This is a genomic window from Candidatus Dadabacteria bacterium, from assembly GCA_009840385.1.
GTDB lineage: Bacteria > Desulfobacterota_D > UBA1144 > Nemesobacterales > Nemesobacteraceae > Nemesobacter > Nemesobacter australis.
In genome coordinates, this window is record VXNX01000003.1 from 58,103 (window position 1) to 74,977 (window position 16,875).

Consider the following 16,875-nt stretch of genomic DNA (forward strand, 5'->3'; position numbering starts at 1 on the left):
TCATCCAGTAGTGGGAGAAAATGACAACCGGGTTTTAATCAAGTAAATTAAAGAGTCCGGTTACGGACAAAACGGGTGGTTAAATCTTTACGTCATGCACGAGGAAACGGAGCTCAAGCTCTCCCTTTCGCCTTCCGTGGCGAGTCGGATTCTACGCTACAAGGGACTCAGGCCCCACCGCAAGGGCCGCCGCGTAAAGCGCCATCTAGTGAGCACCTATTTCGATACTCCCCGCCATGCGCTTAGAAAATCCGACATAGTGCTTCGGGTGCGCGATAACGGCAAGGGCAGGGAGCAGACCGTGAAAGCGCCGTTCCAGGGCCCCGCGGGCCTCCAGAATTTCCGCGAATGGACCGTGCCGGTAAACGGTGACTGTCCTAATCTCTGTGCGGTGGACGACCCTGCGCTCTCGCGCAAGCTTTCCCGCCGGCGTTACGAAAAGCGCCTGCGTCCAGTGTTCACAACGGACTTTGAGCGCGAAGCGGTTTATATCAGGACCAATGGTACCGAATTCGAGCTTGCGGTTGATCAGGGGGTGATTTGCGCCGAGACGCGCGGGGGACGCGTAGAGGAACGTATCTGCGAAGCGGAATTCGAACTGCTCTCAGGCGACCCGGCTCACATGTTCGATATAGCACTTGAGCTCTGCGAAACTTACGACATACGGCTCGGTCATCTTACCAAGGCGCAGAGGGGTTATGCACTTGCGAGGCCGGCCCTTCGGCCAAGACCCCTTAAGGCCCCGAAGGTTGCGCTCACAGAGGAGATGAGCGTGGGAGAGGCGTTTAATTTCATCATCTCGGGCGCCCTTGAACACATGTTCGCAAACGAGATTCCGACCCTCGAGGGTAAAGCAGAAGGGGTGCACCAGACGAGGGTGGCGATGAGGCGTGTGCGCGCGGCGCTTCGCGCTTTCAAGAGAATACTTCCCTACGACAAGAGAAAGGCGTTTAACGGAGAGTTCCGATGGTTTCAGCAACGACTGGCTCCGGCCCGCGACTGGCAGGTCTTTTTGAGCGAAACGCTTCCAAAGATAGCCGCTGTCGCTCCCGAGCAGGAAGAGGTGATAAAGCGTCTTCGGCGCATCGCGCGCGCCGAGCGCCGCCGCGCCGTGGGAGACGCTGCCGCTTACCTTGAGAGCCGCCGCTACGCCCGGCTGCTTCTTCAGTTCGAGCGATGGATTGCGTCTTTAGAGAAAGAAATCGGTTCCAAGGCTTTCGATCAGCCGGTAAAGCCGTTTGCAAAAAGCGTGCTCAGGAGAACGTGGCGCTATTTTCTCGAGGATACGAGGCCTCTTTCGCGCCTTCCTGACGAGGATCTTCACGAAATAAGAAAGCGGGGGAAAAAGGCCCGCTACGCAACGCAGTTTTTTAACTCGCTCTGGAGCGGTCCCGAGGTTCCGCCCTTCATGAAACTCATGGGACGCTTCCAGGACAGCCTTGGAAAGACAAACGACGCGATAGTCGCGCGGCATATCCTCGCGGCGGTCAAGCCCGGGAGGCTTGATCCCTCGGTAATCCGCCTCGCGCAGGAATGGTCCCAGGCCCGGGTCAGAAAGTGCCTTCGCACGGCGCAGCCGCAGTGGAGGCGCCTCGGGAGGATTACCCCGTTTTGGGAGACGGCGCGGTGAGTCCGACTTTTCACGCGCCGGGTAATTATGTAAACTCACGGATTGTGGGTGTTAAGACGCAGAATGTTATCGCCTAGGGAGACTGCAGATGGCTTCTTCGGTAACGGATATTTCAAGCAAGAGGGTCTCGCTTCGTTCTTCGGAACGATATATCAACAGGGAGCTTTCCTGGCTTGATTTTAACCTGCGGGTTCTTGAGACGGCGGCCAGTAAGAATGTTCCGCTTCTTGAGAGGGTGCGTTTTCTCTCAATCTCCGCGAGCAACCTCGATGAGTTCTACATGGTCAGGGTGGCGGGTCTCGCGGGACAGGTTATGGAGGGAGTTACCGATCGCAGCAAGGACGGCCTTACGCCATCCCAGCAGCTGGAAGCCATAAGGGAAAAGGTCCATTTCCTGCTTGACAGCCAGTACGAGTGCGAAAAAGAACTGTTTTCCCTCTGCAAGAAGGCCGGGATCAAGATCGTAACTCCCGAGAAACTCGACCGCTCAGGTGCCAAGTGGCTTTCCGAGTGGTTCTCGAAAAAGCTTTTTCCGGTGCTTACCCCGCTTGCCATAGACCCGGCGCATCCGTTCCCCTTCATACAGAGCGGGAGCCTCGTGTGCGCTGTCCAGCTCGGTCGCGCCGAGGACGGAAAGCGCATGAAGGGTCTCATGCTGCTGCCTTCCCAGGTGGAGCGCTTCATAAGGGTTCCGGGAGGAAAAAAAATCCAGTTTGTCCCGATTGAGAAGGTCATTGAGCACAACATGAAATCCCTCTTCCCGGGTTTTGAAGTGGAGGACAACGGAATCTTCCAGATCACCCGAGACAGCCTTCTTGAGATAGACGAGGACGCGGAAGACCTGGTCGAGACGTTTGAGACGGCGCTTAAGCAGCAGCGCAGGGGGGGATCGGTGATCAGGGTTGACGTCAACGCGGACATGCCGGATGCTATTGCCGACTTCATAATGGACAAGCTTGAGGCCCGTGACGCGCATTTTTTCAGGATCAAGGGGATGCTCGGGCTTGAGAGCGTGAAGCAGATAATACTGGATGAGCGGAGCGACCTTCTTTACAAGCGCATGAGCATCCGCTACCCCGAGCGGGTCAGGGAATTCGGAGGCGATGTGATAGCCGCCATAGGGCAGAAGGATTTCGTCGTTCACCACCCCTACGAGAGTTTTGACGTCGTGGTCGAGTTCCTGAAACAGGCCGCGGCGGATCCGGCGGTCGTCGCGATCAAGCAGACACTTTACCGCACCTCGGAAGACTCCCCGATAGTGAAGAGGCTCATAGAGGCCGCCGAGGCCGGAAAATCCGTAACCGCCATGGTGGAACTCAAGGCCCGTTTCGACGAGGAGGCCAACATCCGCTGGGCTCATGACCTCGAGGACGCGGGGGTTCAGGTCGTGTTCGGATTCATCGATCTTAAGACCCACGCCAAGGTATCGCTGGTGGTGAGAAGGGAAGGTTCTGACATCCGCACCTACACCCACTTTGGCACCGGCAACTATCACCCCGTAAACGCCAAGATATACACGGATCTCAGCTATTTCACGGCCGACGAGGCGCTCGGCCGCGACGCCGCCAAGCTTTTTAACTACATGACTGGCTACGCCACTCCGAAGAAGATGGAGAGGATATTTTTCTCTCCCGTCACTATGCGCCCGAAGGTGCTTGAGCTGATAAGGGACGAGATAGACCATGCGAAGGCCGGTCGCCCCGCGGTGATATGGGCCAAGATGAATTCCCTGGTGGACAGCAAGATCATAGACGCGCTTTACGCGGCGAGCCGCGCGGGGGTGAGAATCGAGCTTTTCGTTCGGGGAATATGCTGCCTGAGGCCCGGGGTTCCAGGGCTTTCCGAGAACATCAGGGTAAAGAGCATCGTGGGACGTTTCCTCGAGCACAGCAGGGTCATCTGTTTCGGTGCCGGGGAGGGGCTTCCCTCTAATGCCTGCAAGGTTTTCATCTCATCTGCCGACTGGATGCCCCGAAATCTCGACCGCAGGGTGGAATCTCTGGTTCCGATCGAAAACGCCACCGTGAAGAAGCAGCTTGTTGAGCAGGTGATGGTAGCTAATCTAAACGACGTAGCTAACAGCTGGGAGATGGGGCCCGACGGCTCTTTCCGCAAGCTTAAAAGCGATTCGGACAGTTTCTCGGCTCACAAATACTTTATGACCAACCCCAGTCTTTCGGGAAGAGGCAAGGCGCTTGCCGAATCCCGGCCGCTAATGCCGGCTGAGTTTGTGCAGGAATAATTTTATGACAGAAATATCTCCTTCCGCCACGCCATTCGGCGAGGGTGGGACTGTAGCGGTAATCGACGTGGGATCAAACTCCATACGTCTTGTTGTCTACAAGGGACCTAGGCGTGCCCCGCTTCCGATACTCGACGAGAAAGTTTCCTGCGGCTTGGGGCGCGGGATGAATTCAGAGGGCATGATGTCACCGCAGAGCATGGATCTCGCCCTCCGAACCGTGAGGCGCTTCGTTGATATCGCACGCTCGATGAGGGTCTCCGGCATAAAGGCCGTTGCCACCGCCGCGGTGAGGAACGCCGCAAACGGTCCCGATCTCAAAGAGGCTATTGAGCGGGAATGCGGGATTTCGCTCTGGGTGCTCTCTGGCATGGAGGAAGCGAGGCTTTCCGCGCTCGGTACTCTCTGCGCCATCCCCGACGCTGACGGTGTGATGGGAGACATAGGCGGCGGGAGCCTTGAACTGGTAGAGATTTGCGAGGGGGAAATAAGAAGTCACGCCACGTTGCCGCTGGGCACTATCCCGCTTCTTGAAAGTGGCCTCAGTCCCGCAAAGGCCGCCAAGAAACTGATCACTCCCTGCCTTGAAGAGCTTCCCTGGCTTAAGGACGCGAAGAAAAAAACCTTCTACGCCGTCGGGGGTTCGTGGCGTGCTCTTGCGAAAAGACACATGGAGTCTGAGGACTACCCGCTTCGCATAGTTCACGGCTACAGTCTTTCCAGTTCCAGGGCACTTGAGATGACCCAGGAGATAGTTGATATATCCCCGGGTTCACTTCGGAGTCTCTGGATCATAGGAAGAAACAGGATGGAATCCGCCCCATACGCCGCCGCGCTTATGAAAAGCCTTCTGAAAAGAACAGGGGTAAGAGATCTTATGTTCTGTACATACGGCCTTCGAGAAGGGTGCATATATGATGATCTTCCACCGGAGCAGCGTTCCCTGGATCCTCTTATTGTCATGTGCCGGGAAATCGCGCTCAAGATGGGAAGATCGGTTGAAGACGGCGAGTCTTTCTGTAGGTGGATAGAGCCGGCGATTCCCGATGAATACTCCGGGAATCCGAGGCTGAGATTAGCCGCATGCCATCTTTCAGACATAGGGATTTCCGAACACCCCGAGTACCGGGCCGAGCAGGTGTTTTTGAGGATACTGCGGATGCCGCTTGTGGGAATTACACACCCTGAAAGGGTAAGGGTAGCTTTTTCCGTCGCCTCAAGGCACGCGGCGATTGGAAACTTGGTCCGCCGCTGGGAAGTTTCGGATTTTCTTTCCGGAAACGATATTGAGGAAGCCAGAGTTGTCGGGCTTGCGCTTCGCTTGGCCTACACGGTTTCGGGAGGGGTGACGCGGATCCTTGAGAGCACTAGGCTCGAGAGAGCCGGAGAAAAGCTTACTTTGCATATGCCGAACCAGATACCCCATCCTGAGACTGTAGGTCGACGTCTTGGAGCCCTAGCCAAAGCAGTAGGATGCGATTACGAGACGGTCGCACGGGGGGATGGCGAAGAGGAATCATTGGGTAGGGAGTTTAAGTTTGTGTAGAATTTATTCCGACTCCTAGCTGTTTACGGGTCGGGGCGGATGAAATTACTCGAGGCAATAGATAACCTGAATATCTGGAAGCGAGGGGACAAAAGAGCCCCTCACAAGCCTCTACTTCTTCTATATGCGCTTGCTGAACAAGTCCGGGACCCAAACGCCAAATTTGAGTTCTCTCGCATAGAAGAAGATCTTGATCAGTTGTTAAATGATTTTTATAAATCATTTCCTGGGCGCAGACATCATGTAAATGACCCTTTCTGGCGTTTGCGCGGGGATGGAATCTGGGAAGTTGAATACGACGGAATAATAAGACAAACCAGTTCTGGAAGTGCTTACGTAAGTGATCTGAGAAAATGTAATGCTACGGGCTTGTTCTCCAAAGAAGTTGCTCGAGAAATAAAGGAGAACCCTGAAATTGCTCTACAGGCTGCACGGAAGTTGCTTAATGGACATTTCCCAGAATCGTTGCATCAGGACATACTGGAAACGGTAGGCTTAGATTACAAGACAATTTCTGCCGAAGAATACATTTCCAAGAAAACCAAAAGAGACAGTAGATTTCGGCAGAAGGTTCTTCACGCTTACGGTTACAGTTGTGCAGTGTGCGGTTTTAATCTGCGCATGAAAACTTTACCCGTTGCCCTTGAAGCTGCACATATCAAGTGGCATCAGCATGGAGGACCTGACACCGAGAACAATGGTCTTGCCCTCTGCGCCACACACCACAAATTACTTGACTCAGGGGTACTGGCACTCTCTGATAATTATCAAATCATTCTTTCAGAGTGGATATTTGATCCCGACCGAGAAAACAGTTTTATACGGGAGCACCATAAGCGTAAAATCAGATTGCCCAGAAACAGCAATCATTTCCCAAGGACGGATTACATCCGCTGGCACAGAAAAGAAGTGTTCAAAGAACCCGAACTGGTTTTGATTTAACAACTCGAGATGCGGTTTCTTTACCTTTTTAGCTTGTAACCGGTCTTCACCATGTCCCAGGTGTCTTTCGTTACTCCCTGTTCACGAAGCTTGTTTTTCTGGGTTCTCTGCGTGCCTGTCTTGGGGAAGGAATCAACGAATCTTATGAACCTCGGGATCATGAAATAGGGCATCCTGGGCTGCAGGTAGTCCATGAGTTCCGGGGGATCTATCTCTTTTCCTTCCTTCGGAATCACGAGTATCATGAGTTCGTCTTCTGCGTATTTCCCGGCTTCTGACTTTATGCCTATCGCGGCCGACTCCTCGACATCGGGGTAGGAGTTGACGATCTTCTCCACTTCGAAGGAGCTTATGTTCTCGCCCCTTCTTCTTATGTAGTCCTTAACCCTGTCGACAAAGTATATGTAGCCGTCTTTGTCCATTCTTCCCGCGTCGCCGGTGTGGAACCAGAAGTTTCTGAAGTCCTCGACGGTCTTCTCAGGCATCTTGTGATAGTAGTGAAGCATCACGTTCGGTATCCTGGGGCGTACTATGATTTCCCCTATATCCCCCCTCGGCACTTCTTCGTCCGTCTCCGGGTCGGCGACCTTTATCTCGTAGTTGGGGGCTTCCTTTCCGCAGGACCCCACCCTGAAGGGTTCTCCAGGTCTCATCCAGGTGCACTGGCCTATTTCCGTCAGGCCGTAGCCTTCCATGAACTTTATCCCGAAGCGCTCCATGAACTCCTCTATCATGTCGTGGGGGGCTGGGGAGCCCAGGACGAGCTTTATTTTATGTTGCCCCTCCTCAGGCACGGGAGGGGTGTTCCAGAGAAAATACGACATGGTCCCCACGGTGTTGAACTTTGTCACCTCGTGGTCGACCATCCATTTCCAGAAGCGGCTTGAACTGTATTTTTCCTCCACCACAGTTTTTGCTCCCTTTATCAGTGCCGGATAGACGGTCATCACCATAGCATTTGAATGGAAAAGCGGAAGGCAGGTGAAGCAAACGTCATCAGGGCCGATGTCCATTATCTCGGCGTAGTTTCTCGCGCTGCTGTAATCGGCGGCGCAAGGTCTCATGACCCCCTTTGAGCGGCCCGTGGTGCCGGAGGTGTACATGAGCCTTGCGTAGTCCATGAAGGTAACCTCGACATCCGGCTCCCTGCCCGAGCCCGAGCTTATGAATTCTGAATAGGAGATCATCTTGGGGAAATTGTATCCGTGTTTTTTGAACTTCCTGTTCCCGCTCCTTGTCCAGACTATGACATGGCGAAGCTTGGAGAGATTCTTCGCTATGGGGGGCATGCGGTCCAGATACTCTTCGGCTATGAAAAGCACCTCAGCGTCTGAGCTGTCGATTATATATTCAAGAAAATCCATCTTGTAGGCCGTGTTTATGGGGACCATCACGGCTCCCATCTTGAGGATTCCGAACCAGATTATTACGTAGTCATCGGAGTTTGGCATGTAGACGGCGACTTTTTTCGCTTTTTCCACCCCGAGGCCGCAAAGGGCGTTTGCCACACGGTTGGCGAGACGGTTTGTCTGGTAGAAGCTAAGCGGCTTTTTGTAGCCGAACTGAAGGAAGGGCTTTTTGCCCAGTTTTTTCGCCTGTTCCCTGAGCACCTTGGGAAGCACCCAGTCCGACCTGTCTTCCTTCAGGTACCAGTTGACGTCGAATTTCCCGTTCTCGCGCTTGTAAGTGACGGGATGCATTAGGTCCTTAGGTTTTTTTCTTGTCATTTTTCTCTCCTTTTCCGTACCGGGGCGGGCTTCTCAATTAGGGGTCAGGTCTTTCCACTTAACCAAATTCCTCTCCAGCCGGTTCCGCCTCGGGTTTTTTCTTAGCGAATATTTTTGCGATAACTATTCCCAGTTCGTAGAAAATGAAAAGCGGAACGAGCATGAACATCATCGACACGGCGTCTGTAGTCGGGGTTATAAAAGCGGCCAGTATGGCGTTTATCAAAAGCGCGTATTTTCTCTGCTTGGCCAGAAACCCGGCCGTGACCAGACCCAGCCTTGAGAGGATAAAAACGATGAGGGGAAACTCGAATACCAGCCCGAAACCGATCATAAGTGCTGTCAAGAACGAAAGCGCTTCCTTTATGCTCGGAAACGCCTTTACGTACTCGGTAGTGTATTCGCCGAGCAGGAACCGCAGTCCCTGGGGGGCGGCGACGAAGTAGCAGAAAAGCGCTCCCAGGATAAAAAACAGGGTTCCAAAAGTTACGAGCGGGATAACGACCCTTTTTTCCTTCTTGTAAAGCGCCGGGGAAACAAAATGCCAGGCATTGTATAGAATGAACGGAACCGAAAGGAAAAAGGAGAAAAACAGCGATACCTTGAGGTAGGTCAGAAATCCTTCGGCCGGCCGGGTGAATATAAGGGAGCTTCCCTCGGGCAGGCTCCTTATTATTGGTCCCATGAGCAGGTCGAAGAGCTGTTTCGAGAAAAGATAGCAGGGGATGAAAAAGACAAGTATGGGAATTACTGAATATATGATTCTTTTCCTGAGCTCTTCTGCATGCTCGAGAAAATTCATGCCGCTTTCTTCTTTCATTACGGCAGGTTAGGGTAACCCAAATCGGGATTTTTAACAATCCCTTCGGCGTCCGCCGGAGACTCTCTTTGCCCGCTTTCCGAACGCGGTCTGACTGATTGACATTGTCTTTGGTTTAACTATTATGTTACTGGTTTTTTATCCCGCCTTTCCGGAGGAATCTCTTGAAAATACTTATAACTGACGGACTTGCGAAGCAGGGTCTTGAACTTCTGATGGCCGCCGAGGGAGTGGAGGTTGACGAAAGAAAAGGCGTCTCTCCCGAAGAGCTCACTGATATCATAAAGGACTACGACGGCCTAGTGGTAAGAAGTGCCACCAAGGTCACCAGAGAAGTTATAGAGGCTTCGGGCGGGCGGCTTCGGATAATAGGCCGCGCTGGCATAGGAATAGACAACATAGACCTTGACGCCGCGACCAGAAACGGGGTGGCCGTTATGAATACCCCGGAGTCAAATTCCATAACCACGGCCGAGCACACAATCACTCTTCTGCTCTCCCTCGCGAGAAGGATTCCCCAGGCCCATTCCTCGATAAAGTCGGGCAAGTGGGAGAGAAACAAGTACAAGGGGGTCGAGGTTTACGGGAAGACAATAGGCCTTGTGGGTCTTGGAAACATAGGAAAGCTGGTAGCCGAGCGGGCGATGGGTCTTAAGATGAAGGCGATTGCCTACGACCCGTACCTGAGCCAGGAAGCCGCGAAAAAGCTAAGCATCGAGCTTGTCTCCCTAGATGAGCTTTTCCACCGCTCAGACGTGATAACGGTGCACACCCCTCTTACTGACGAGACGAGGGATCTTGTAAACTCCGAGTCTTTTGAAAAGATGAAGGAAGGGGTGATAGTGATTAACTGCGCCCGGGGAGGCATAGTGAACGAGGCAGACATGGCGGAGGCGCTTCGTGAAGGCAAGGTGGGAGGAGCCGCGTTTGACGTGTACACCTCGGAACCTGTTGATCCCGACAACCCTGTTCTGTCAGTCGAGGAGAACATAGTGCTTACCCCGCATCTCGGTGCTTCAACGGAGGAGGCGCAGATAAAGGTCGGAACCACCATGGCGCAGCAACTGATAGATTTTGCCCAGAAAGGAGTCGTGAAAAACGCGGTCAACATGCCGTCGCTGACGACGGAGCAGCTTACCGTGATGAAGCCGTATCTGTCCATCTGCGAGAAGATAGGAAGTCTTCACGGCCAGCTCTGCGAGGGCGCTGTCCGCACTATAGAGGTCACTTACGAAGGCGAGGTGGCCGAGATGGACTCCGGGTACCTGACAGTTGCCGTGCTGAAAGGCTTTCTCTCGCACATAATGGACATCTCGGTGACCTACGTTAACGCTCCGTCTATAGCCGAGGAAAGGAAGATAAAAGTAGTTGAGTCGAAGTCTGCCGTTATGAGCCAGTACACAAACCTCATTACTGTAATGGTGACGACCCGTAAGGAGACCAGCGAAATCTCGGGAAGCGTGTTCGGCGGCAATCATGGAAGGATAGTCAAGGTAAACGGGGTCGAGATCGACGTCGTTCCCGAGGGATTCCTGCTCGTGAGCCACAACTACGACCGCCCGGGCTTCATAGGATCGATGTGTTCTGTTTTGGGAAAAAACAACGTCAATATCGGCCGTATGCACCTTGGAAGAAAATCCGTGGGCGGGGAAGCTATAGTGTTCACGAACGTTGATACAAGGGTAAGCGAGGAAGTTATCCAGGAAATTTCCGCCATAGAGAATATTATTTCGGTAACCCAGGTCAGTTTTTCAGATGAATAAGTTTTTGACGCTGCCTCAGGGAGTGAAAGATTTCGGTCCCGTGAAGGCGGAGAACCTCAAGCGGATAGAAAACGTGCTCCTTGAGGAATTTTCCTACTGGGGCTACAGGAGGGTTATAACTCCTCTTTTCGAGTATCTCGACACCATGTCCGTGGGCATAGGGGAGAACTTCAAGCACAGGCTAATGAAGTTCGTCGATCCGCACACGGGCGAAGTTGTGGTGCTGCGCCCCGACATAACTCCACAGATCGGACGCATGGTCGCCACTCAGCTCAGCGACCACCGCCACCCCCTCAGGCTTTGCTATTCGGGAAGGGTAGTGAGGTACGAGGAGAAAGGGAGCGGCAAGGAAAGGGAGGTCTTTCAGCTCGGCTGCGAGCTTCTGGGACTTGGTTCAACGGAAGGGGATTCCGAGATAATCGCGCTCGCTCTGAAATCCATTAATCGTCTCGGTCTTAAGAAAATAACCCTGAATCTCGGACACACGGGCATTCTTGATGCGGTTTTGCAGGATGCAGGAGAAATAAGGGACCAGCTTGTACACGCCCTCATAAAGAAAGACCAGGAGCTGATAAGAAAGATAGTGGAGCCCTCTGCGATTCCAAAAGACGTAAAGGATGTTCTTTTCAGTCTCTCAGATTATTACGGCGATGCCGATATCCTTCGCAGGGCGGCCCGGAACAAGAGATTCAGGCCCTGCATAGAAGAGATCATCTCCTTGATTACCGTGCTTGAGGAATACAAGGTTGAGTGCGACATATCGATCGATCTTGTGGAGGTCAAGGGGTTTGAGTACTACACGGGGGTTACTTTCGAGATAATATCTTCAGCAGCTCCCGCTTCTCTGGTGACGGGCGGCAGATACGACGGGCTTGTAAACCGGTACGGGAAAAACGTCCCCGCCGCGGGTTTTGCCATAGACGCCGAGGCACTTATGCAGAGCACCAAGGGTGGCGACGGAGAGAATCAGGTCCATTTCATAATAGTGCCAAAAAATCAGGATCTCAGAGGTGACGCCATAAGGCTTGCCGAGTGGCTTCGCTCAAGCAGCTTCAAGGTCATACTTGACCTCAACGGAAGTTACGCCGACATGATTGATTCTCAGGATTTCTTCGACGGAGACGGCTCGCTTGCTACGTACGGGCTGATAAAGCTTGAATCTCCTTCTGAAATAAAGCTCGTTGAATCCCGGACCGGGTCGATCAGGGAATTCTCCAATCTCGAAGAACTTCTTACCGGAGGAGGGCTCTAGGCTTGTCGAGCATAGTGGTCCTGGGTACGCAGTGGGGGGATGAGGGCAAGGGAAGAATAGTAGACCTGATAGCCTCAAGAACCGACCTGGTGGTAAGATACCAGGGCGGAAACAACGCGGGCCACACCATCGTGGCGGACGGAAGGAAAATCATACTCCACCACATACCCTCGGGCATACTCAGGGAAAACAGCCTGTCCCTTATAGGAAACGGGGTGGTTGTTGACCCCAAGGTGCTGGTCGGGGAGATAGAAGCGCTCAGAAGCGCGGGCTATCCGGTAAGCCCTTTGAATTTTCTCGTGAGTGAAAGGGCTCACGTGATAATGCCGTACCACAGGGAAATAGACCTGCTGAGGGAGAAGCGGCGCGCAAGCGGAAGAAAAATAGGCACGACCGGAAGGGGCATAGGCCCCGTTTACGAAGACAAGTACGCGAGGCGGGGCATAAGGATGCTTGATCTTACAGAACCCGAAGCCTTTCTCGCAAGACTTCGGTCGGTTATGGCGGAGAGAAACGCCTATATTGAGAAGGTTCTTGGAGCGGATCCCCTGGATACCGAGAGCGTGTATGAGGAGTACGTTACGTATGGAGAGGTTCTGAGGTCCTTTATTTCGGATGTTTCCGCGATTATCCGCAAAAGCGGCGAGGAGGGGAAAAGGATTCTTTTCGAAGGCGCTCAGGGCTCGCTTCTCGATATCGATTTCGGTACTTATCCCTACGTCACTTCGTCAAACGCGGGTCTCGGGGGCGTGTTTTCCGGAACCGGGGCTGTCCCGGGACTTGTAGGCTCCATAGTGGGAGTCGCAAAGGCCTATACCACCAGGGTGGGAGAGGGGCCCTTTCCCACGGAGGAATCGGGCGAGATACAGGAAGTGCTCAGAAGGGAAGGGGAGGAATACGGTGCTACCACCGGCAGGAGCAGAAGGTGCGGGTGGCTTGACGCCGTCGCGCTCAACTACGCGATCAGAACAAACGGGGTAACCGCCATAGCTCTTACGAAACTAGACGTGCTTTCCGGTTTTGAAAAGGTAAAGATATGCACGGGCTACGGACATAACGGGTCAATCACGAAAGAGTTCCCCGCGAGCCTTTCCGTTCTTGAGGACTGCGAGCCTTCATACGAGGAAATGGATGGATGGGATGAGGATCTGGCCGAGATAAAAAACGTTGAACAACTGCCCCGAAACGCCCTTGGTTTCATAAAAAGGGTCGAGGAACTGACCGGGATCCCGGTCTGGATAGTTTCGGTGGGACCGCAGCGCGACAAGTACTTCGAGTTAAGCGACTGTGTGTTCTCTCGGTAATCAGTCCTCTTTGAGAACCTCGATTGTCTTTGCCGCAAGCTTGGGGTCAAATCTGTTTTCAGACGAGATGAAGTTGCTGTCGAAAAGGCCTGTCGCTTCGACTATGTCTCCTTCGGCGAAGGAGAGCTCCTTTTCCCAGACGACGGTTATGTAGTTCCCCTCGCTGTCGGCCAGCTTAAAGGTCGTTGATTCCGCCGGTTCCTCAGATGTCGAGATTTCCCACACTTTTCCCCTGACGCGCACTTCCTGCATCGTGTACACAGAAGGGTTAAGTATGAGAACAGCTACGGATTTGTCGGCCGATATCATGGAAGTCGCCGGGTTCTCCCATCTCCTGCACGAGGGAGCGAGCAGCATGACTGCGAGAAAAAAGACCGCGAGTATTTTCATTCGTTTTCTCCTGTTACGGGGGTACGGCTACCGAGATTATCCTTAATTTTTTCGTACGCGTCTATTATTTTCATGACGAGAGGGTGTCTTATGACATCGGTTTTCGAGAAGTGAACGAAATCTATTCCCTTTATTCCGGATAGGATGTTCATGGCCTCGATAAGTCCTGAGTTCTGTTCCCTGGCCAAGTCTATCTGGGTGATATCTCCCGTTATGACCGCTTTTGAGCCGAACCCGAGTCGGGTGAGAAACATCTTCATCTGTATCGCTGTAGTGTTCTGCGCCTCATCGAGAATTATGAATGCATCGTTGAGTGTTCTTCCTCTCATGTAGGCTATCGGAACGATTTCGATCATATTCTTCTCAATTAGCCTGTTGGCTTTCTCGAATTCCATCATATCGTAGAGGGCGTCGAAAAGGGGTCGCAGGTAGGGATTCACCTTTTCCTGAAGATCGCCGGGGAGGAATCCCAGTTTTTCTCCCGCCTCCACAGCGGGGCGCGCGAGCACTATCCTGTTTACCTTCTTGTTCGTAAACGCTGAAACGGCCATCGCCATCGCCAGGTAGGTTTTTCCCGTCCCCGCGGGTCCTATGCCGAACACCATGTCGTTTCTTCTTATGGCGTCGATGTAGAGTTTCTGGTTTATGGTCTTGGGACTTATTATTTTTTTCCGGACGGATATGCAGACCGTGTCGAGGAATATTTCCTCAAGGGATGCGTCTTTCTGGTTAAGGAGTCTCTTCGCTATTTTTATGTCGGAAGGCTGAAGGACATAGCCCTTTTCTATCAGCGAATACATCTGCCCCATGAGCATGCCCGCTTCCGCGGTTCTCTCCTCGTCCCCCTTGAGAGTGATTTTGTTGCCCCGGGTGTGGATGCTTATGTCGAATTCGTTTTCTATTTCCTTGAGATTTGAATTAAGTTCCCCGTAGAGAACCTTTACGGCTTCTATATTCTCAAGTTCAAGCTCTCTGATTCCATCCATAGGCAATTAAGTTACCGCGTACAGGAAAGATTATGCTTCGCGTCTAGAATTTTAGATTTTTTGCTCCAACCCGAAAACGATTCTGCACAACTTGGCATCTCACCTTTGCTTATTTTCCCTTTTTTTAGGCTTTTTCTCAACAGTTTTCAGATCGCATTCCAATTAACCGCGGATCCCGTTTTTTCAGGGTATGCCAAGCGGGTCCGGGTAAATCATTCTGTAGCCGAGCGTTTCTTTAAGCTTTTCGTTTGAGACTATCTTGTACTCCGGGGAGCTTTCCGTCTTGAAAAGCGGTAGCGGGATTCCATATTTCCGGGCTTCGCGCGAGTAATACTCCCTTCTCGTCGGATGCTTATCGCAGGTGGCGTTGAGCACGGTGTTTCTTACATCAAGATCTATTACGCTCCGAACGATTCCTATGCAGTCGTCGCGGTGTATGAGGTTAAGAGGGCAATCGGGGTTTAGCACGAGTTTTTTTCTTCTGATCGATTTTATGGGAGCCCTGTCGTAACCTATTAGTCCAGAGAAGCGTATCACGGTCGTATCGATTCCCGGCTGTTCCATGAGAAGCCTCTCCACGCGCAGAAGGGCCTTTCCCGACGGTTTATCGGGGTGAAGCGAGTCTTCTTCCCTTACGACCCCGTTTGTGTTCGGATAAACGGATGTCGAGCTGGCGAAGATAACCATCTTCCCTCGGGGGTTCGGTATGGCCCCGATGAGGTTTCTGATCTGTTTTTCATGGTAGGTCTCTATATCGTCCCTTCGTTCCGGGGGGAAATTGATGAAAAGAATGTCCGAGGAGAAAAATTCATCCGCACCCTCGCCCCTCACCTCGGGGGCGATATCTATCAGGTAGGGCTCTATTCCTTTTTCCGAAAGAGCGGGGAGCTTCTCAGGGTCCCTTACAGACCCTCTCACCGAAAAACCCGCACCCTTTAGATGTAGAGCAAGCGGTTCCCCAAGCCAGCCGCAGCCCAGAATGCTCACGGTCCTCACTGGTCCTGCTCCGCTTCCCGCCGCGTTATTTCACGCGTGACTTCCGCCCGCTGCTCGTCTGAGTACTCCTCCCAGTTCGCTATCTCGTCGCTCGTGCGGAGGCATCCGACGCAAAGCCCCGTGTCCTCGTCCATTATGCATATGCCGTTGCAGGGAGAATTCGTTTTTCCCAAAACCCTATCCTCCGCAGAAAAGCCTGAGCATCTCGAGGTACTTTTCGCTTGTCTTTCTGACTATGTCGGGGGGAAGCTCAGGTGCCGGAGGATTTCTGTTCCAGCCCGTCTGCTTGAGGTAGTCCCTTACGAACTGCTTGTCAAAGCTTGTCTGCGGTCCGCCCGGAGCGTAGTCTGCCCGGGGCCAGAATCTTGATGAATCCGGCGTCAGGGCCTCGTCTATCAGAATGAGTTCTCCTGTGTCTCTGTCTATACCGAACTCAAATTTCGTATCGGCTATTATTATGCCTCGTTCTTCGGCTATACCGGCGGCTGCCGTGTAGATCTCGATGCTTGCGTCCCTTACCCTGCTCGCGAGCTCCCCGCCGATCATCTCGCGCACTTCCGCGAAAGTTATGTTCTCGTCATGGGTTCCCTGCTCGGCCTTGGTTGACGGCGTGAAAACGGGTTCCGGAAGCTTCTGCGACTCAAGGAGCCCTTCTCCAAGGGGTATGCCGCAGACGGAACCGGTTTTTTTGTACTCTTCCCACCCCGAACCGCTTATATAGCCTCTCACTACGCACTCCACGGGAAGCGGGTCGGTTTTCTTGACGAGCATCGAGCGGTCTGAGAGCGCCTCGGCATGGTCCCCGAAGGGGTCGGGGAAATCCTCGGGGTCCGTTGAGATCATGTGGTTCGGGATTATATGCTCTGTTTTCCGGAACCAGAATTCTGAGATGCGGTTTAGCACCTCGCCTTTTGCCGGTATCCCGTTTGGGAGTATCACGTCAAAGGCTGAGATGCGGTCGGTGGCTACCATCAGGATGCGCTCGCCCAGGTCGTAGATGTCTCTTACCTTGCCTCTGGTGGGTTCTGCGAATCCGATGAAATCCGTGCTGAGTATCGTTTGGTGAATAGTTCTGCCACTTGATTCCCGATTTTTGCGGGACGCTTTGACTGAATGGTGAAACTACCCGAAACCGCGGCCATTCTCAAGCGTCCCCGCAGTTGTTGACAATGTGCGATAATTAAAGACAATATCAGGTTTTTGAGCACGTAGCTCAGTGGCAGAGCACTTGCTTGACGTGCAAGGGGTCGCAGGTTCAAATCCTGCCGTGCTCACCA

14 protein-coding genes and 1 tRNA gene are annotated in these 16,875 nt (G+C 52.9%); 8 read left to right on the forward strand and 7 right to left on the reverse strand.

The genetic code is table 11. From position 1 onward, the window contains the following. The first annotated feature begins 94 nt into the window (after positions 1–94). From F4X55_01110 to F4X55_01125, 4 genes are all read left to right on the forward strand, one after another. Positions 95–1,630, forward strand: a complete 1,536-nt coding sequence (locus F4X55_01110) for a CYTH and CHAD domain-containing protein (GenBank protein MYC39609.1) — start codon at positions 95–97, stop codon at positions 1,628–1,630. An 88-nt stretch (positions 1,631–1,718) separates the two neighbouring features. Next, a complete protein-coding gene (locus F4X55_01115) occupies positions 1,719–3,872 on the forward strand; it encodes an RNA degradosome polyphosphate kinase (GenBank protein ID MYC39610.1) in 2,154 nt (717 codons plus the stop codon). 4 nt (positions 3,873–3,876) lie between these two features. Beyond that, positions 3,877–5,418, forward strand: coding sequence for a Ppx/GppA family phosphatase (locus F4X55_01120; protein ID MYC39611.1), 1,542 nt, complete (start codon positions 3,877–3,879; stop codon positions 5,416–5,418). A 39-nt stretch (positions 5,419–5,457) separates the two neighbouring features. Next, positions 5,458–6,360, forward strand: a complete 903-nt coding sequence (locus tag F4X55_01125) for a restriction endonuclease (protein ID MYC39612.1) — start codon at positions 5,458–5,460, stop codon at positions 6,358–6,360. A 20-nt stretch (positions 6,361–6,380) separates the two neighbouring features. Here F4X55_01125 and F4X55_01130 read toward each other — a convergent pair whose 3' ends face one another. Together F4X55_01130 and tatC are read right to left on the reverse strand one after the other, a co-directional pair. Beyond that, positions 6,381–8,087, reverse strand: a complete 1,707-nt coding sequence (locus F4X55_01130; GenBank protein MYC39613.1) for an ATP-dependent acyl-CoA ligase — start codon at positions 8,085–8,087, stop codon at positions 6,381–6,383. A 58-nt stretch (positions 8,088–8,145) separates the two neighbouring features. Next, positions 8,146–8,907 carry a twin-arginine translocase subunit TatC gene (tatC, locus tag F4X55_01135; protein MYC39614.1) on the reverse strand — a complete coding sequence of 254 codons (762 nt, stop codon included), beginning with the start codon at positions 8,905–8,907 and terminating at the stop codon, positions 8,146–8,148. Between the two features lie 140 nt (positions 8,908–9,047). On the opposite strand from tatC, the gene F4X55_01140 reads away from it, so the two are divergent. The 3 genes from F4X55_01140 to F4X55_01150 are packed head-to-tail and all read left to right on the forward strand — an operon-like array spanning position 9,048 to position 13,226. After that, positions 9,048–10,670: a phosphoglycerate dehydrogenase gene (locus F4X55_01140; protein MYC39615.1), complete on the forward strand. Its 1,623-nt coding sequence runs from the start codon at positions 9,048–9,050 to the stop codon at positions 10,668–10,670. Further along, the gene (gene hisZ, locus F4X55_01145; protein MYC39616.1) at positions 10,663–11,922 is read left to right on the forward strand and encodes an ATP phosphoribosyltransferase regulatory subunit; all 1,260 of its coding nucleotides are present in this window, start codon (positions 10,663–10,665) and stop codon (positions 11,920–11,922) included. Before F4X55_01140 ends, hisZ begins: the two co-directional genes overlap by 8 nt. 2 nt (positions 11,923–11,924) lie before the next feature. Further along, complete coding sequence (locus tag F4X55_01150; GenBank protein ID MYC39617.1) at positions 11,925–13,226, forward strand: adenylosuccinate synthase; 1,302 nt, start codon at positions 11,925–11,927, stop codon at positions 13,224–13,226. Here the strand turns inward: F4X55_01150 and F4X55_01155 are convergent, their stop codons facing one another. From F4X55_01155 to F4X55_01175, 5 genes are all read right to left on the reverse strand, one after another. Next, entirely contained in the window at positions 13,227–13,616 is a 390-nt protein-coding gene (locus tag F4X55_01155) for a hypothetical protein (GenBank protein ID MYC39618.1), read from the reverse strand. Continuing rightward, positions 13,613–14,602, reverse strand: coding sequence for a PhoH family protein (locus F4X55_01160; protein MYC39619.1), 990 nt, complete (start codon positions 14,600–14,602; stop codon positions 13,613–13,615). Before F4X55_01160 ends, F4X55_01155 begins: the two co-directional genes overlap by 4 nt. Positions 14,603–14,785: 183 nt before the next feature. Further along, positions 14,786–15,598 (reverse strand): SDR family oxidoreductase, encoded by an 813-nt coding sequence (locus tag F4X55_01165; GenBank protein MYC39620.1) that lies wholly within the window; start codon positions 15,596–15,598, stop codon positions 14,786–14,788. Next, entirely contained in the window at positions 15,595–15,732 is a 138-nt protein-coding gene (locus tag F4X55_01170; GenBank protein ID MYC39621.1) for a DUF1289 domain-containing protein, read from the reverse strand. Before F4X55_01170 ends, F4X55_01165 begins: the two co-directional genes overlap by 4 nt. Positions 15,733–15,775: 43 nt before the next feature. Next, a complete protein-coding gene (locus F4X55_01175; GenBank protein MYC39622.1) occupies positions 15,776–16,666 on the reverse strand; it encodes a phosphoribosylaminoimidazolesuccinocarboxamide synthase in 891 nt (296 codons plus the stop codon). A 134-nt stretch (positions 16,667–16,800) separates the two neighbouring features. Here F4X55_01175 and F4X55_01180 point away from each other — a divergent pair. Next, positions 16,801–16,875 (forward strand) — tRNA-Val (locus F4X55_01180).